The 18,196-nt window shown below is 32.2% G+C and carries 11 protein-coding genes; 9 read left to right on the top strand and 2 right to left on the bottom strand.

The window, feature by feature from the left end; all coding sequences use genetic code 11:
* Positions 1–114 precede the first annotated feature (114 nt).
* The 3 genes from AC4FRF_RS02105 to AC4FRF_RS02095 all read left to right on the top strand — a co-directional run bounded on the left by AC4FRF_RS02105 (position 115) and on the right by AC4FRF_RS02095 (position 2,337).
* Positions 115–417 carry a hypothetical protein gene (locus tag AC4FRF_RS02105; RefSeq protein WP_491157790.1) on the top strand — a complete coding sequence of 101 codons (303 nt, stop codon included), beginning with the start codon at positions 115–117 and terminating at the stop codon, positions 415–417.
* Positions 418–469: 52 nt separating this feature from the next.
* Complete coding sequence (locus AC4FRF_RS02100; RefSeq protein ID WP_491157789.1) at positions 470–790, top strand: hypothetical protein; 321 nt, start codon at positions 470–472, stop codon at positions 788–790.
* Between the two features lie 212 nt (positions 791–1,002).
* Positions 1,003–2,337: a sigma-54-dependent transcriptional regulator gene (locus AC4FRF_RS02095; protein ID WP_491157788.1), complete on the top strand. Its 1,335-nt coding sequence runs from the start codon at positions 1,003–1,005 to the stop codon at positions 2,335–2,337.
* Here AC4FRF_RS02095 and AC4FRF_RS02090 read toward each other — a convergent pair.
* Together AC4FRF_RS02090 and AC4FRF_RS02085 are read right to left on the bottom strand one after the other, a co-directional pair.
* Positions 2,334–4,775: an ATP-binding response regulator gene (locus AC4FRF_RS02090; RefSeq protein WP_491157787.1), complete on the bottom strand. Its 2,442-nt coding sequence runs from the start codon at positions 4,773–4,775 to the stop codon at positions 2,334–2,336. The genes AC4FRF_RS02095 and AC4FRF_RS02090 overlap by 4 nt on opposite strands.
* 24 nt (positions 4,776–4,799) lie before the next feature.
* Entirely contained in the window at positions 4,800–6,653 is a 1,854-nt protein-coding gene (locus AC4FRF_RS02085; protein ID WP_491157786.1) for a S9 family peptidase, read from the bottom strand.
* Positions 6,654–6,860: 207 nt separating this feature from the next.
* On the opposite strand from AC4FRF_RS02085, the gene mtgA reads away from it, so the two are divergent.
* From mtgA to AC4FRF_RS02055, 6 genes are all read left to right on the top strand, one after another.
* Positions 6,861–7,604: a monofunctional biosynthetic peptidoglycan transglycosylase gene (gene mtgA / locus AC4FRF_RS02080; protein ID WP_491157785.1), complete on the top strand. Its 744-nt coding sequence runs from the start codon at positions 6,861–6,863 to the stop codon at positions 7,602–7,604.
* The gene (locus tag AC4FRF_RS02075) at positions 7,605–8,555 is read left to right on the top strand and encodes a lipid A deacylase LpxR family protein (RefSeq protein WP_491157784.1); all 951 of its coding nucleotides are present in this window, start codon (positions 7,605–7,607) and stop codon (positions 8,553–8,555) included. It begins immediately after the preceding gene.
* Positions 8,556–8,682: 127 nt separating this feature from the next.
* Positions 8,683–10,326, top strand: a complete 1,644-nt coding sequence (susR, locus tag AC4FRF_RS02070; RefSeq protein WP_491157783.1) for a SusR family glycan utilization regulator — start codon at positions 8,683–8,685, stop codon at positions 10,324–10,326.
* A gap of 252 nt (positions 10,327–10,578) precedes the next feature.
* Positions 10,579–12,690, top strand: a complete 2,112-nt coding sequence (locus AC4FRF_RS02065) for a glycoside hydrolase family 97 protein (RefSeq protein WP_491157782.1) — start codon at positions 10,579–10,581, stop codon at positions 12,688–12,690.
* Positions 12,691–13,566: 876 nt separating this feature from the next.
* Positions 13,567–16,557 (top strand): SusC/RagA family TonB-linked outer membrane protein, encoded by a 2,991-nt coding sequence (locus tag AC4FRF_RS02060; RefSeq protein ID WP_491157781.1) that lies wholly within the window; start codon positions 13,567–13,569, stop codon positions 16,555–16,557.
* A gap of 31 nt (positions 16,558–16,588) precedes the next feature.
* Positions 16,589–18,196, top strand: a complete 1,608-nt coding sequence (locus AC4FRF_RS02055; RefSeq protein WP_491157780.1) for a RagB/SusD family nutrient uptake outer membrane protein — start codon at positions 16,589–16,591, stop codon at positions 18,194–18,196.

Genomic DNA, 18,196 nt, shown 5'->3' with positions numbered 1-18,196 from the left:
TTAAATTACTGTAAATCAGTTGTTTTTGTGTTTGTGATGTGTTTGAAAATAGTTGGTATGATAATTTCAATGTCCTAAGTGTAAAACAATAATAATATTTAAAATATACACATTATGAAAAAATTAATTTTAGCAACAGCAATCGTATTAGGAAGTTTATCAACAATGAATGCTCAAGAGAAAGATGAGGCTACAACTCCAACAGAGCAAGCGGCTCCAGCAACAGATGAATTTAAAGAAATTAAAGTTGAAGAAGTTCCTTCTGCAGTAACTGAAGCTTTAAAGAAAGCATATCCAGATGCAGTGCTTAATAAGGCTTATGTAAATGGTAAAAAAGAATACCAATTAGATGTTACAGTTGGTGATAAACAAGGATCTTTGTATGCTGACGAAACAGGAAAATGGATTCAAAAATAATCAAATATCAAAAATAATCTAAAGAATAATAATATTTTAAAATACACACATTATGAAAAAATTAATTTTAGCAGCAGCAATCGTATTAGGAGGTTTGTCAACTATTAACGCTCAGGCAAAAGAAGAGCAAGCTGCTCCAACGGAACAAGCAGCTCCTGTAGAAGCAGCAGCTCCAGCAACAGATGAATTTACAGAAATTAAAACAGAGGAAGTTCCTGCTGCTGTATCCGAAGCTTTAAAGAAAGCTTTTCCTGATGCCGTTCTAAATAAGGCTTACAAAAACGATAAAAACGAGTATAAATTAGAAGTAAAAACAGCTGATAAAGAAGGTGTTTTATATGCTGACGAATCAGGAAAATGGATTCAGAAATAATTAATACAAAAAGAAAATGATTTAGAATATCAGTTAAAGACCAAGCGGCTACTGTTTATACAGATGTTGATGGGAACTGATAACCAAAATAAGCACGCGAATTAGCTTATTGTTTTGAGGAGACTGTCCAAATGGGCAGTCTCTTTTTTTTGCATAATTTTATGAGAATACAATAATATAAGTTTTAATTTAGCATAAAAAGTGCCTCTATAATGTCAAAGATTTTAATTGTTGAAGATGATATTTCGTTTTGTAAATTGTTAGAAAAATTTCTAACCAAAAATAAGTATACGGTTAGAACCACTTTTTCAGCAACCGAAGCCCGATTAGCAATTCAAGAGGATGAATTCCATTTAATCTTGACGGATTTGCGTTTGCCAGATGCTGATGGCATTGAATTATTGGCAGAAATTAAAACTACTCATTCTCATATTCCAGTAGTTTTAATGACTGGATATTCAGAAGTGAGCACTGCTGTTAAAGCCATAAAAAATGGTGCTTCCGATTATATTTCGAAGCCTTTTAATCCAGATGAGGTTTTGGTGGTTATTGCGAATGCTTTAGCAATGGAAACTACAGAGAAGACTATTCCAAAGCAAGCTAAAAACGAGACTAAATCAGTGGCAACAACTCAATATGTGCAAGGAATTTCTCCAGCTTCTAGAAAGTTAGCAGAACATATAAAACTAGTTAGTCCCACCGATATGTCAGTTTTAATTATTGGCGAAAGTGGAACAGGTAAAGAAATTATTGCTAAAAGTATTCATCAACAAAGTCGTCGAAAAGAGAATAATTTTATAGCTGTAGATTGTGGTGCTATTCCAAAAGAATTAGCAGCGAGCGAGTTTTTTGGGCATTTAAAGGGTTCCTTTACTGGAGCAATTTCAGATAAAATAGGTTATTTTGAAGCAGCTAATGGTGGAACTATTTTCTTGGATGAAATTGGTAATTTGTCTTATGAAAACCAAATCCAGTTGTTGCGAGCGTTGCAGGAACGTAAAATAAAACCTGTGGGCAGTAATAAAGAAATTGAAGTTGATATTCGAATTATTACGGCTACCAATGAAGATTTGCGTGAAGCAGTTAAAAACGGTGATTTCAGGGAAGATTTATACCATAGAATCAATGAATTCTCTATTCATTCTCCTTCGCTTGTAGAGCGAGCGGAAGATTTAGTGTTGTTTGCTGATTTTTTTCTTGAAAAAGCCAATGTGCAATTGCACAAAGAGGTCATTGGTTTTTCTAAAGAAGTAGTCGCTATTTTTCAAAATTATAATTGGCCTGGAAATTTAAGAGAATTGCAAAATTGTATCAAACGCGCTACTTTGTTGACTCAAGGCGATTTTATTGAAACTACAGTTTTACCAGTTGAATTTTTTCATCAAAATCAAGTCAAAAAGGATTCTTTTTCTTTATCAGAAAATGAAAAAGAAGCTATCGAAAATGCTTTAGTGAAAACTAAAAACAATAAATCAGAAGCAGCAAAGTTGTTGAAAATTACCAGAAAAACTTTGTACAATAAACTCAAGTTGTACGATATGGATTAAATCATTTTTTCTAATTCAGTTATAAGTTGTTGAATTTTAGTTTTTAGATTAGAAAAATGGGCAGCTAATTCAGTTTCATTGTATTGTTGTGATTCCAGTTGTTCTAAAATTGCAGCAATGTCAGTAGCTTCAATTTGTTTGAACATAGGATTCATTTTGTGCGCTACTTCTTTTATTTTTTCATAATCAGCTGTTTGAATAGTATTTTCAAGTAAAAAAAGATTTGAATAGGTTGAAGAAATAAAAGATTCTATAACTGATTTTATTGCTTCGGAATCATTTTTTAAAAAAAGTTTTAGGCTTTCTAAAGAAAACAATTCTTCTTTGTTTTTAGAATCTCTAATTGTATTTTCTTGAATTGGCAATGCAATTTGATTAAAAATAGCATCGATAGTTTTCAGTAAAATACTTGGAGTAAATGGTTTTTTAAGTACAGCTGTAAATCCAGCTTTGGTGTATGTTTCTTGATTTAAATCAGTTCTCCCAGTTACCGCAATTAGGGGTTGATTGTTATAAATGTTTTTTTTCTTTTTTTGTAATTCTTCAATCAATTCAAAGCCGTCTTTAATAGGCATTTGGATATCAGTAATGAGTAAATCATAGTTTTCTAAAGCTAAATTTTGCAGGGCTTGTTCCGCATTCGAAAAAGAAATCACCTGATAATATTGTTTTAAAACTTCAACGGTAAGTTGTAATAAATCGGGATCATCATCTATTACTACAATAGTTTTATTTTGTTTTTTAGGTTCAAAGATATCCGTGTTTGTTTCTTGAATTTCTTGTTGTTTATCAAATCCAAATCGTATTGGCAAACTTATTTCAAAACAACTTCCTTTTTTGGAACTGTTTTTTAAATACAATTGCCCACCCAAAAGAGCAATTATTTTTTTGGAAATGGCTAATCCTAAACCTGTGCCGCCATATTTTTTTTCGATGGTTTCATTGGCTTGAGCAAATTCTTCAAAAACCAAATTTTGACTTTCTTTCTCAATCCCAATTCCTGAATCTTCAATGCTTATTAAAGCTGTATTTTTACTTGAATTAAAAGTAGCATTTATTTTGATGTAGCCTTCTGGAGTGAATTTATATGCATTCCCAATAATATTTGTTAACACTTGTTTTAAACGAAAAGCATCACCAATAATAGGTTGGTTGAATTCTTTATCAATAAAAATTTGAAGGTCAATTTCTTTTTGTTGAAACACCGACTGTAAATTTGTAGCTACTTCTTGAATGGTTTCTGTTAAGGAAAATGGATTTTTTTCTAAGTTAATTTTTCCAGCTTCAATTTGTGAAAAGTCCAATAAATCCTGAACTAATCTTGAAATGTATTCGGATGAGTTTTTGATGTTAGTAGTAAAATAGGATTGCTTAGTTGTTAAATCAGAGTTTCCTAATAACTCCGTGTAACCTACAATGGTACTCAAAGGTGTTTTTAAATCATGACTAACGGTAGAGATGAGTTGTTCTCTGTTTTTTAGTAAATTTTGAGTTTTAAAATTGGCTATTTCCAGTTGTTTTTTATACGATTGTGTTTTAGAAAAATCGCTTGTAATTAATATGGAAAAGAATAATGTAAGTAATAATCCTAAAATGGCAGCATAAGATACAATTTGATTGATTTTTTTTAGAGATTTTTCTTTTTCATTATTGTTTTTTATTGACGAAGCAACAACTTCTTGTTCAATAATACGGAGCACTTTCCTGAGTTGGTCCGATATTAATAACTCATTAGTAAGTAATTTATTTTCCTGAATGCTCAAGGATTCTTTTTTCTTTTCGGTTTCTAATTTTACTTTGCTAAGTAGTTTTTTAGAGGTAGATAAAATAGAATCGGTTTCTTTTTTTGTCAGTGTATTGCTAGGGTCATCTGGAATGTTTTGATTGAGATAGTCAACATATCGTTGCAATACATTGAGCTGATAACTGCTTAGTTTTTCGGGATTTCTTGTAAAATCTTGGAGTTTTAATTTACTAAGCGAAAACTCTAATTGTGTTAATTCTTGAATTGCATCATTTACTGAAGCTTCATCAGATGTTTTGTTTTTGATGCTTTTAAGATGTCTAATGTTTAGTGTTTTTTCATTTAATAAAATGATGACACTATCTAATAATTTGTTTTGATATTCACTAGAAAGGTCCTTTTTTAAGGAACGGATTCTCATTTTTAGTGAATCCGTTTCTTGTACATAATCTTTAAAATCAGATTCGGAATTAGATTGAATGGTTTTTCTAGCTAAACTTTCCGTTTTATAAATGTTTGAAAAAAGGTTACTGACCTTAAGAACTTTGTTTTTTTCGGTAATAATTTTGTTTTCAATTTTTGAATAATCTTTATTTTCGGTATACAAAATCCAGCCCACACTAGCCACAAGTGTAGCAAGGATGATGTAACTGATAAATACTTTTATAGGGATATTGCTGTTTTTGTTTCCCATTTTTTATTCGGTTGTTTTTTGTTTTTACAAAGTTTCTTGTAGCCATTTAAAAAATTCTCTTTGCCATATTTGGGCATTTTGAGCTTGTAATACCCAATGATTTTCTTCTGGAAAATAGAGTAATCGACTTTTTATGCCACGCAATTGAGCTGCCTGAAAAGCCTCCTGCGCTTGTCCAATTGGTACACGAAAATCTTTTCCCCCTTGGATAATTAAAATAGGAGTATTCCAATTATGAACCAGGTTAATTGGATTGAATTTCTGATAGACTTTTTGGGCAAGTAAATTATCTTTTTCCCAATATGGACCTCCAAAATCCCAGTTGCTAAAAAATACTTCTTCAGTGGTTCCAAACATGCTTTGGGTATTGAAAACACCATCATGAGCGATAAAAGTTTTAAATCGATTCTGGTGAATTCCAGCTAAATAATACACCGAATAACCGCCATAACTGGCTCCAATACAACCCAAACGGTTTTTGTCAACATAGCTTTCTTGTGCAATAGTATCAATAGCCGAAAGATAATCGTCCATTACTTGTCCGCCCCAATCTTTACTAATTTGTTCGTTCCATTCTACTCCGTGTCCTGGCATTCCGCGGCGGTTAGGGGCTACAATGATATAATCGTTTGCCGCCATCAATTGAAAATTCCATCTAAAGGAGTAAAACTGACTCAATGGACTTTGTGGTCCTCCTTGACAATAAAGTAGGGTTGGGTATTTCTTAGAGGCATCAAAATTTGGAGGGAAAATCACCCAAACTAGCATTTTCTTTCCATCGGTGGTGGTTACATATCTTTTTTCAGTTTTGCTTAATGCTAAGGATTCATAGATTTTAGTATTGCAGTGGCTTAGTTGTTGCCAGTTTTTCGCCATTAAATCATAAGAGAATATTTCTGCAGCATGATTGCTGTCTTCTCTTGTGACGATAATTTTTGTTTCATTAAAACCAATAAGAGTAGTGATGTCAAAATAACCATCGGTCAGCTGTTGTACTCTAGGAAGCATTTTTGTAAGTCCAGGAAAATTGACTTCAAACAATTGTTTGGTTCCGTCAATCGGGGCAATAAAATAAATTTTTTGGCTGTCCTGGCTCCAAATAAAATTATCCACTGTTCCGTCCCATTGTGCGGTTAAATTTATTTTTATTCCGTGGTAACGAACTATAATATCGTTTTTGTCTGCTTCATAACCATCACGTTTCATTTCCAGCCAAGCTAAAATTCCCGAATTTGAAAATTGGGGAGCCACATCATAACCTGTATTTTCTTCTGTGAGATTAGTGGTTTTAGCTGTTTCTAAATCGTATTGATAGATATTAGTGTTGGTTGAAATAGCATATTCGGTGCCTGATTTTTTCTTGCATACATAAAGGATACTCTTGCTATCAGGTGACCAGATATAATCTTCATCGCCGCCAAAAGGTTTCTGAGGACAATCAAAAAGTTCTTTTTCCATGATGTCTTTTTGCGGAGCATCTTCTCTATTTTCTTTGAAAAAAACATGATTGAATTTGCCTTCATTCCAAGTGTCCCAATGACGGTAATTCAAGGAATCGTATATTTGAACCTCCGATTTTTCAAGTTCGGGGTAGAAATCTTTTCCTAATACATTTTGCAGTTTTACTTCTTGGTGCGAAAGCAGAAATTTACCATCGGGTGATATTTTTTTATTAGTTAAAATTGTATTTGGATCTTCAATTTCGGTTGGATTCCCACCATTTATTGGTATGAAAAAATGTTTTGTTTGTGGTTTGTTTTCCTCCACTGAAGGAATGGTGACTTTGTAAACAATATTTTTTTTGTCTTTAGATATTCCTAGAGCAGTGATGCGTTCTAATTGCCAAAGTAAGTTGGCTGTCATTTTATTTTGAGTCATTGTATGGCTTCTGAATTTTGAAGTATAAAAATAGTTAATTTAAAATGGCTTCTTTAAAGGCTTAATTTTTTTAATATAATTTTAAATGAATTAGAAATATAAAATAATTTTATTGGATGATTCCTTAAAAAAAGTAATTTTACTTTTTGTAAAAAATAAATATCGAGTTTGTGATTTTAACACACAGAGAGCATCCCAAATTTAAAAATGGCAACAAAAATTACTCCAAAAGCAATAGCTAAAAAACCTTCAAAAAAATCGTCTTCAGGTTTTATGACTAAATTGAGAACTATTTTGTTTAAAATAACATTATGGTTTTTGGGGCTTTCCTTTTTTTCGGTAGTCTTTTTTAAATTTGTTCCAGTTCCTTTTACCCCTTTAATGCTTATTCGGGCCATAGAGAATAAAGCAGCTGGTAAACCGGTCTATTTTAATCACGATTGGGAGCCACTTGAGAATATTTCGGTTAATTTGCAAAAAGCAGTTATTGCTAGTGAAGATGGTTTGTTTTTAAAACACAACGGTTTTGATTTTAGAGCCATGCAAAAGGCTTATAAAAATAATTCAAGAGGTAGAAAAATTAAAGGAGGAAGTACCATTTCGCAGCAAACCGCAAAAAACGTTTTCTTGTGGCAAGGAAGAAGTTACATAAGAAAAGGATTGGAAGCTTATTTTACGGTTTTAATTGAACTAATTTGGGGCAAAGAACGTATTATGGAGGTTTACCTCAATAGTATTGAAATGGGAGACGGTGTTTATGGTGCGCAGGCCGCAGCGGAGCATTGGTATCGAAAAGATGCTGCTAACTTAACTCCAAAACAAGCAGCAGGGATAGCAGCAATTTTACCTAATCCTAGAAAATTTACCGCAACGAGTTCGTCTTCTTATATCAATAGAAGAAAAGATAAAATTATGCGTGTAATGCGTACAGTAGGAAAAATTGAATACTAAATGCAATTAAAAACAATACTTTTTAGCTTTTTATTCTTGTGCTTTTCGGCTACTTTATCAAGTCAGAATACTACTGTTGAAATAGGTATTGTTACGGATAATGATTTGTACACTTCTACTAAAAACGACCAGTATTATACCAATGGGTTAGAGATTTTTTATAGGTATTTATCTAAGAAAAATAAACCGAAAGTTTTAAAAAAAATCAATGAAATTCGTTTGGGACAATATATGTATAGTCCCAGAACAATTTATGTTGATGAGGAAGATATGTTTGATAGACCCTTTGCAGGTTATCTTTTTGGGCAATTTGGAAATACTAATTTTTATACCAATAAATTAGTTTTCAAGAAATATTTTCAACTAGGTTTTATTGGTCCTAATTCTTTTGCTGACCAAGTGCAATCGAGTACGCATAAGTTGTTTCATTACCAGGCATTTGAGCAATGGGATTACCAAATTAATAATGCTTTTTCGGTACAAAGTTATTTCATGTTGTCAAAATCATTTTTGAATTCGATTAAAAGTAAAAGAATTGATTTTCAATGGCAAACTGAAGCAAAACTGGGAACCGTATTTACGGCAGTATCAGCAGCTTTTATTACTAGAATTGGATTTAAAAAATTAGTGCCTTTATCTGATTCTAATTATTACGGAGCTTCAATAAGCCGTGATACAAAACCGACGGAACATGAATTTTATTTTTATATAAATCCATCCGTAAATTATCAAATTTACGATGCCACTATTCAAGGCAGTCTTTTTAATGATCACAGTCCGGTTACTTTTGATTTGATTCCCCTTAGGTTTAATGGTGAAGCAGGTTTGCGTTATCGAAACAATAATTGGAATCTTTCCTATGCTTTTGTTTATCGCGGAAAAGAATTGAAATTTTATAGGACTATTGGTTATTTTTATGGCTCGATTCAACTGTCTTATCTTTTTAGATAAGTTCGCTTAAAATAAGAAATTAGCATCGGGTTAAAAGCAAGTCGTTTTTTAATATTTTCAAAAAGCATTTAGTGTTAAATATTTTAATAAATTAGTAATAACTTAACCTAAACCAAAAACCACAACAATGAATAAATTTTGGACTTTATTCCTGATTTTTTGTTTTCCTGTTTTATTGTATTCTCAAGTTGAAATCGACGCATTATTGGATGAATTAGATACTACTATTGATAAAAGTGAATTTTATCATGATAAGAAAGAAGCGGATATTAATAAACTCCGTAGCTTGCTGAAGTTTACTTCTATCAATGCTCAGAAATTTGAGGTTTATGAGAAATTGTATGGTGAATATAAATTTTATCAATCGGATTCGGCTTTAAATTATGCTAGAAAAAGCATGAAAATTGCAACCGAATTAAAAGACTTGGCAAAAATAAATACCACCAAATTAAACTTGGCTTCCACCATGGGAACTTTAGGGATGTATAAGGAAGCGACGGATATCTTAAATAAAATTAATATTAAATCGACACCTGAAATCAAAGGTGTTTATTTTGGAGTTTGTAGCACACTTTATCTCTCTATGGCTGATTTTGCTGCAACTTCACAAGAAAAAAATAACTACTTAAGATTAACGCAACAATATAGAGACTCGAGTTATTATTTTTATCCTAAAAATTCAGAATCTTTTATAATTCATCAATCTAACAAGCTTTTCCAAAATAAAAAGTACGATGAAACCATTGGTTTATTAAGTGCTTATTTTTCTAAAATAGATAGTAATAATACTGATAAAGCAGTTGTCGCTTATATTATTTCGCAGGCATATCAACATAAAAAAGAGTATGAGCAAGAGAAAAAATGGTTGATTCTTTCGGCTATTTCAGATTTGCAATTAGAAAAGAAAGAATACATTTCGCTTCGTTCATTAGCCTACATTTTGTATGAAGAAGGAGATATAGATCGTGCCTATAAATACACAAAAAGAACGCTTGAAGATGCTCTCTTTTGTAATGCTCGATTAAGAACATTTGAAATTTCAAAAATGATGCCCATCATCAATGAAGCGTATCAAAAACAAAACGATACTAACCGTCATCAATTGCTTGTGTTTTTAGTAAGTGCTAGTATTTTGTCTTTATTTTTAATGGTAGTATTGATTTTATTATTCAAGCAAATGAAGAAATTGTCTAAAGCGAAACAGGAAATTAGTTTAGCCAATAAACAATTTATAATTCTTAACGAAGAATTGAAAACTGCAAATGAGAGATTGAATGAAACCAATCACACACTAGAAGAAGCCAGTTTGGTAAAAGAAATTTATATAGGCAGGTATATGGACCAATGTTCTGTTTATATCAGTAAACTAGATGAATACCGACGCAAATTAAACGTAATTGTTTCCAGTGGTAAAACCGCAGAACTTGTAAAAGCCATAAAATCAAAAGAATTTATCGAAGTCGAGCTCAAAGAATTCTACCATAATTTTGATAAAACCTTTCTATCCCTTTTTCCAAATTTTATTGAAGAGTTTAATGATTTATTGATTGATAATGAAGATATTAAATTGAAACAAGGAGAGTTAATGAATACCGAATTGCGAATTTTTGCATTGATTCGTTTGGGAATATCAGATAGCGTTAAAATTGCTGAATTTTTACGTTATTCATTGTCTACAATCTACAATTACAGAACAAAATTAAGAAACAAAGCTTTGGGACCTCGTGATGAATTTGAGGCCAATGTAATGCGCATTGGAACAAATAAATAGTTAATTATTCGTTTGTAATTTAATGTCTTTGTGCTGTTTTTTAGTACTTAGGCTGTTTTTTTATACTACAGGAGTACTACTTTTTTTTATTTGAACACATGATTTATTGTGTTGTAAATCAGTGTTTTATTGTTGTTTTTTGGTTGCATTTGACTACCAAATTTAGTTAATAAAAATATAGGAGGTAAAATCAATATAAATTTGGTTTATGAAGATGTATAAAGCAAATTATTAATTTATTAACTCAACCAAATGAAGTATTATTTTTTATTAACCCTGCTGTGTGTTACACTACATACTATGGTAGCACAACAGTTAAAATCGCCCAATCAAAAATTGCAAATGGAATTTTCTTTGCAATCTGATGGAACACCAAGCTATAGTTTAAATTACAAAGGCAAAGTAGTTATAAAGCCAAGTAAATTAGGACTCGAATTAAAAAATGATGAAAAGTCGTTGTTAAATGATTTTAGTATATTAAATACAAAGATTACTGCATTTGACGAAACTTGGAAACCGGTTTGGGGTGAAGTTGCCAGTATTCGAAATCATTATAACGAATTGGCTGTAACTTTAAATCAAAAGGGAACCAACAGGCAAATGGTTATTCGTTTTCGATTGTTTGACGAAGGTTTAGGTTTTCGCTATGAATTTCCTTCGCAGAAAAACCTAACGTATTTTGTAATCAAAGAAGAAAGAAGTCAATTTGCCATGACTGGCGATCATACAGCATTTTGGATTCCTGGTGATTATGATACTCAGGAATACGATTACACCACTTCTAAACTTTCTGAAATTAGAGGTCTTACGGAAAAAGCCATGACAGCTAATGTTTCTCAGCAATCATTTTCTCCTACAGGAGTACAAACTGCACTCATGATGAAAACTGCAGATGGCTTGTATATCAATTTGCATGAAGCAGCTTTAATTAACTATTCTTGTATGCACTTGAATTTAGATGATAAAAACATGGTTTTTGAATCTTGGTTAACTCCTGATGCTAAAGGGGATAAAGGATATATGCAGGCACCTTGTCAATCGCCTTGGAGAACGATTATGGTTAGCGATGATGCCAGAGAAATTTTGGCTTCTAAAATGACTTTAAATTTAAATGATCCTTGTAAAATAGAAGACACTTCTTGGATTAAACCTGTAAAATATATTGGTGTTTGGTGGGAAATGATTACCGGAAAAAGTACTTGGGCTTATACGGATGATTATCCAACAGTTGAATTAGGAGTTACAGATTATTCTAAAGCTAAACCTAACGGAAAACACGGAGCCAATACCGCTAATGTTAAAAAATACATTGACTTTGCAGCGGCAAATGGTTTTGATGCTGTATTGGTTGAAGGCTGGAATGAAGGCTGGGAAGACTGGTTTGGTCATTCTAAAGATTATGTTTTTGATTTTGTAACGCCTTACCCCGATTTTGATGTAAAAGGCATTCATGAGTATGCAAAATCCAAAGGAATTAAAATGATTATGCATCACGAAACTTCGGGTTCTACGCGTAATTATGAGCGTCATATGGATAAAGCCTATCAATTTATGAAAGACAATGGATATGATGCAGTTAAAAGTGGTTATGTAGGTCCAATTTTGCCACGTGGAGAAAATCATTACGACCAATGGATTGTAAATCATTATCAATATGCTGTTGAAAAAGCGGCCGATTATAAAATCATGGTCAATGCTCACGAAGCAATTCGTCCAACAGGGATTTGTAGAACGTATCCTAATTTAATTGGGAATGAATCGGCTAGAGGGACAGAATATCAAGCGTTTGGAGGTTCTAAGCCTAATCACGTTACTATTTTGCCATTTACCCGATTGGTTGGTGGGCCAATGGATTATACACCTGGAATTTTTGAAATGGATATAAGTAAATTAAATCCTGAAAATACTTCGCATTTAAACAGTACATTGGCTAATCAATTGGCATTATATGTAACCATGTATAGCCCATTGCAAATGGCTGCCGATTTACCGGAAAACTATGAGCGTTTTGCTGATGCTTTCCAATTTATCAAAGATGTAGCTGTAGATTGGAGTGAAAGCAAGTATTTAGAAGCTGAACCTGGTCAATATATTACCGTAGCAAGAAAAGCCAAAGGAACTAATAATTGGTTTGTGGGGAATGTAAATGGAGATAATTCTCGTGTATCAAATATTCAATTTGACTTTTTAGAAAAAGGAAAGAAATACGAAGCTACCATTTATGCTGATGCAAAAGACGCGCATTATAAAAGCAATCCACAGGCCTATACAATTAGAAAAATAAAGCTAAATAATAAATCAAAATTAAGTCAATTTTCAGCCCCAGGCGGAGGTTATGCGATAAGTATTGTTGAGGTTAAATAAATTTTATTCTAATAGTTATATTAATAGATCAAGTTTAATTGGGTTATTTTATTGGTTGGTTTATAAAATTCAAACCCTATTTTTTTGAAAAAGAGACTATATCACAAGTGGTGAAATAGTCTCTTTTTCTGTTTTTAATTTCTATTGGCTTTCTAAAAGTTTTTTAGAGTAAAAGGCTAAGTGCTATTTAGTAGTTTAGTAATCAAGTTCAATAAAAGATAATTCTTTTTTATTACAGCATAATGTTTTAATAAAATGTTAGTGAAGTATACTATTCTAACAACTAAGCTAAATAATCGATTTGATTAAACAAATGCATCAAAACGTCTTTAAAACTGACATAATAACTACAGCTAATTACAATAGGCTTTAAAATTATCAAAGATATTTTATCTCAAGGTATTCTTGTTACTAATTCATCAATAGTCTTAATTGACTTATTCTGTTTTTGAAGCTGTTTTTAATTGCTTTTTTTGAATTTTTAGTGCCTTTAAAATTTTATTTAATGTGTATTTATTTGTAATTTAATTTATATTTTATTTAAATAAAATAATCAATAATTGTTAATTATACAATTATAAGCTTAATGAAAATGTTATTTGTTATTTAGTGAAAAATCACTAAAATTTAGTTTTTTTCACTACATATTCACTACTTTTTTTTAAAATTAAAAACATGTAAATGCTTGTTTTTAAAGGGTTTTAAGCTTGGGTAGTTGCTCTTTTAACTACATTTTTATTGTCGTTAAAATTGAGGGTGTTAAATCCATATAATTTTACATAAACAAAATCGAAGAAGTGTTTGTTTGAGATACGTTTTAAGACCAATCGATTTTGTAAAACCAAAAATTATTAACAACCAAAAACTAAAAGAATTATGGTAAAAATGAAAAACAGTATGTATTACATTTTGTTATTATGTAACATGCTATTTATTATGCCAAGTGTAGTTGCTCAAACTACAACCAACAAAATCTCCGGTGTTGTCGTAGATCAAAAAGGAGAAACCTTAATTGGGGCAAGTGTCTTAATTAAAGGGACAAATATTGGAACGATTACAGATATAAATGGGGCTTTTGCCTTGCCATCATCAACTAAATCTCCAATAATCGTAGTTTCTTTTATCGGATTTACTACTCAAGAAATTGTTGCCAATGGTAAAGACCTTCGTGTTGTATTGATCGAGGACTCAAATGAATTGAAAGAAGTAGTGGTGCAAGTAGGGTATGGTACGGTGAAGAAAAAAGATGCCACAGGATCTGTATCGCAAATTTCGGCTAAAGAATTTAACAAAGGTCAAAATGTAACCCCAGAGAGTTTGATTAGTGGTCGTATTTCTGGAGTGAATGTTACAGGAGGTGGAGCTCCAGGAGCAAAAGCGGATATTCGTATTCGTGGAGGTTCTTCATTAAATGCATCAAATGATCCATTAATTATTTTGGATGGTTTGCCATTAAGTAATACTGTTCCATCTGGTTCTACTAGTATCTTATCTACAATTGATCCTAATGATATTGAATCTTTTACTGTATTGAAAGATGCTTCAGCAGCAGCAATTTATGGTTCAAGAGCAGCCAATGGGGTAATTGTAATTACTACTAAAAAAGGAAGTAAAGGTGGAGTAAAAGTGAATTTTAGTTCACAAGTAGGCGTAAATACTGTTGCTAACACAGTAGATGTTTTAAGCGCCAATCAATATCGTGCTTTAGTAAACGAAAAAGGTTCTGATGCTCAAAAAGCTTTGTTAGGAACGGCTAATACCAATTGGCAAAATGAAATTTTTCATACTGCTTTAACCACTAATAATAATATTTCTATCAGTGGCGCCTTGTTTAATAAATTACCTGTTCGTTTATCTGTTGGGAATGTTAACAATCCAGGGATTCTTAAAAACACTAATTTTGAAAGAACAACGACTTCGTTGTCTATTAATCCAGTTTTATTTGATAATCATTTAAAAATTGACATTAGTGGAAACTTATCTTTTGGAAAAAATAGATTCCAAGACGAAGATGCTGTAATAGGAAGTGCTATTGGATTTGATCCTACACAATCGGTGTATGCTGAAGGTTCACGTTACGGTGGCTATTTTGAATGGTTAGAAGCAAATGGAAACTTACCCTTATTACCTGCTAGAAATCCTGTTGCTCGATTGAATCAAGATGAAAGAAGAGCTACTTCAACCAGAAAATGGGGGAATATTCGTTTAGACTATAAATTCCATTTCTTTGAAGATTTACACATTGTAACAGAGGCTGGAATTGACCGTTTTGACAGTAGTGGATATACAAGAGTGAGTACAGAAAGTGCTTTAGGATATCAGCCAAATGCTTTTACTTCTGGGAATTGGGTTAATTTAGGAAATTATTCAACTTACACGGATGCACTTCAAAACAAAAATTTAAATACCTATTTCAACTATACTAAAGATTTAGGGAAATTTAAAGTGGATGCAACAGCAGGGTACAACTATCAATTGTTTCAAAAAGAAAAATACGAATCAGGTGAAACTATGCAGCCTAATCCAAATGAGGATGTTACTACTGATCCAGACATTAACTTACAATCTTATTTTGGACGTTTGAATTTGGGTTATGATAGCCGTTATTTATTGACTGTAAATTACAGAAGAGATGGAACTTCTCGTTTTTCTAAAGCAAACAGATGGGGTAATTTTGCCGGAGCAGCTTTTGCTTGGAATCTTTCAGAAGAATCTTTCTTAAAAGACAACGAAACGATTTCTACTTTAAAATTGCGTTTAGGATACGGAACAACTGGGCAGCAAGATATTACTGCTTCTTACGATTATTTGAGAAGAGTTACTCTTGGTTCTATCAATACTCAATATGTTTTTGGAGGTGTGGTGTATTCTACAGCAAGACCTGAAGGATACAATGAAAATATTAAATGGGAAGAGTTGTCTGAAACTAACGTAGGTATAGATTATGGTTTTTTCAATAATAGAATTTCAGGTTCTATCAACTATTTCGATAAAAAATCAAGTGACTTATTAGCGGATGTATTAGTTCCGGATGGTGCTAATTTAAGAAATCAAGGATTTAACAACATTGGTAATTTAAATACTAAAGGAATTGAATTTAGCATTCAGTCAGATATTGTTAAAAATGATAATTTGACTTGGAACCTTGCATTCAATACTACTTATATTGATCAAAAAATTACCAATTTAGGAAAAACAGTAGAGGGCTTTACGGGTTATGCAGTAGGAGATATTAAAGGAGGAAGTGGTAATAAAATCCAAATCAATTCGGTTGGATATGCACCAAATTCATTCTTTGTTTTCGAACAATTATACGATGCTAATAAAAAACCAATTGCAGGAGCTTATGTAGATAGAAATGATGATGGAAAAATTGATGATGGGGATCGTTATAGATTCCATAAAGCAGCACCGGATTATACTTTTGGACTGTTTTCAAGTCTAAATTACAAGAAATTTGATTTTGTAATGAATTGGAGAGCGAGCTTAGGGAATTATATTTTTGATAACGTAAGTTCTGATAAGGGTTACTTAATGGCTGGATTAAGAAGAGATACTGATTTAGCTAATATAAGTTCTGATTACTCAAATACAGCTTTTGTTTTTGAAGATAATGGAACACAACGCTATTTGTCTAATTACTTCGTGAAAGATGCTTCTTTTATCAAATTAGATAATGTTACTATTGGCTATACTTTAGACAAGGCCTTGCTTAAAGTGGTTAATTTAAGATTTTCGGCAGGGGTTCAAAATGTGTTAACCATTACAAAATACAATGGTTTAGATCCTGAAAAATTCAATGGAATTGACGGTAATATTTACCCTCGTGCAAGAACTTACCTGTTTGGTGTAAATGCAAGTTTCTAGTAGCTAATTAACAATCAAAAAATTAAACAAAATGAAAATATCATTTAAATATATATCTTTTTTCTTCCTATTTGTTTTAGGGATGAATATGGCTCTTGTATCGTGTACAAGCGATTTGGATGTGACTCCAAAAGATGATGACGAGTTTCTTTCTGAAACCTTTTTTCAAGATCAGGATTCTTACAAACAAGTTTTAGCAAAATTATACGCAGGACTTTATGTAGGAGGTAATGACGGTGATTCAAAACCGGATATTGCTGGAATTGGTGGCGATTTTAGTAGTTATTTGCGTTTGCTTTTTGTGAACCAAGAATTTACTACAGACGAAGCAATTATAGCTTGGGCAGATGGAACTTTACCAACCATGAATTCTCAAACTTGGTCACCAAATAACGAATTTTTATACGGAACATATTCTAGAGCTTTCTATGAAATCAGTTTGGCTAATGAATTTTTAAGACAAACAACAGATGAAAAATTAGATGCTCGTGGTGTAGATGCAAGTCTAAAAAGTGATATAGCAAATTTTAGAGCCGAAGCCCGCTTTTTAAGAGCTTTCTCTTATTTCAATTTAATGGATTTGTTTGGAAATGTGCCTATCACTACCGAAAATGATCCTGTGGGATTCTTCTATCCAGAACAAAAAACAAGAGCTGAGGTTTTTGCTTATATCGAAAGTGAATTGAAAGATTTGGATGCGAGTTTGGTAGCTTCAAAAGCTAATGAATACGGAAGAATTGATAAAACTGCGGCTAAATTTTTATTAGCACAAATTTATTTGAATGCAAAAGTATATATCGGTACAGACAGATATGCCGAAGCGGCTGCTTTATGCGCTGATATTATTACTAATTCAGGTTATACTTTTGCTAATGTACCTTACCGATATTTATTCTCTGCAGATAATGATAGAAATGGAGCACAATCTGAATTTATTTTCCCAATTGTAAGTGACGGAAATGCTATTAGAGCTACCGGTGGAGGGATGAGTTTTATCCTTCACGCTTCTATTGGTGGAAGTATGGATGCAGCTCAATACGGTATGAACGGTGGATGGCAAGGGATTAGAACAAGAAAAGAATTTGTTCAAATTTTTCCTGATGCAACTGCTACAGCCGATAAAAGAGGAACTTTCTATACCGATGGTCAAACTTTAGATATTGCTAATGTAGGGACTTTTACCAATGGATATGCGGTGACCAAATTTACGAATGTAAACTCAGATGGAACGGCTGCACAACGTAATGATATTCCTGATACTGATTTTCCAATGTTCCGTTTGTCTGATGCGATGTTAATGTATGCAGAATGTGCCGTTAGAGGTGCTTCTGGAACTGATATGACTACAGCAGTTGGTTACATCAATAAATTAAGAAACAGAGCGCAAGCATCTACAATTGCATCTTCTGATATGACACTTAATTTTATTTTGGACGAAAGAGGTCGCGAATTGTTCTGGGAATGCCACAGAAGAACTGATTTAATTCGTTTTGGTAAATTTTCTGGAGCAGATAAAATTTGGCAATGGAAAGGTGGAACGGAAAACGGTTCAGCTACAGCCTCATTTAGAGACTTAATGCCAATTCCGGCCAAAACCATTCAGGCAAATCCAACTTTGAAACAAAATTTAGGATACTAA

It is taken from the genome of Flavobacterium sp. ST-158 (assembly GCF_058309975.1).
The sequence above is the reverse complement of the archived record's forward strand: the minus strand, read 5'-3'. Positions and strand labels throughout refer to the sequence as shown.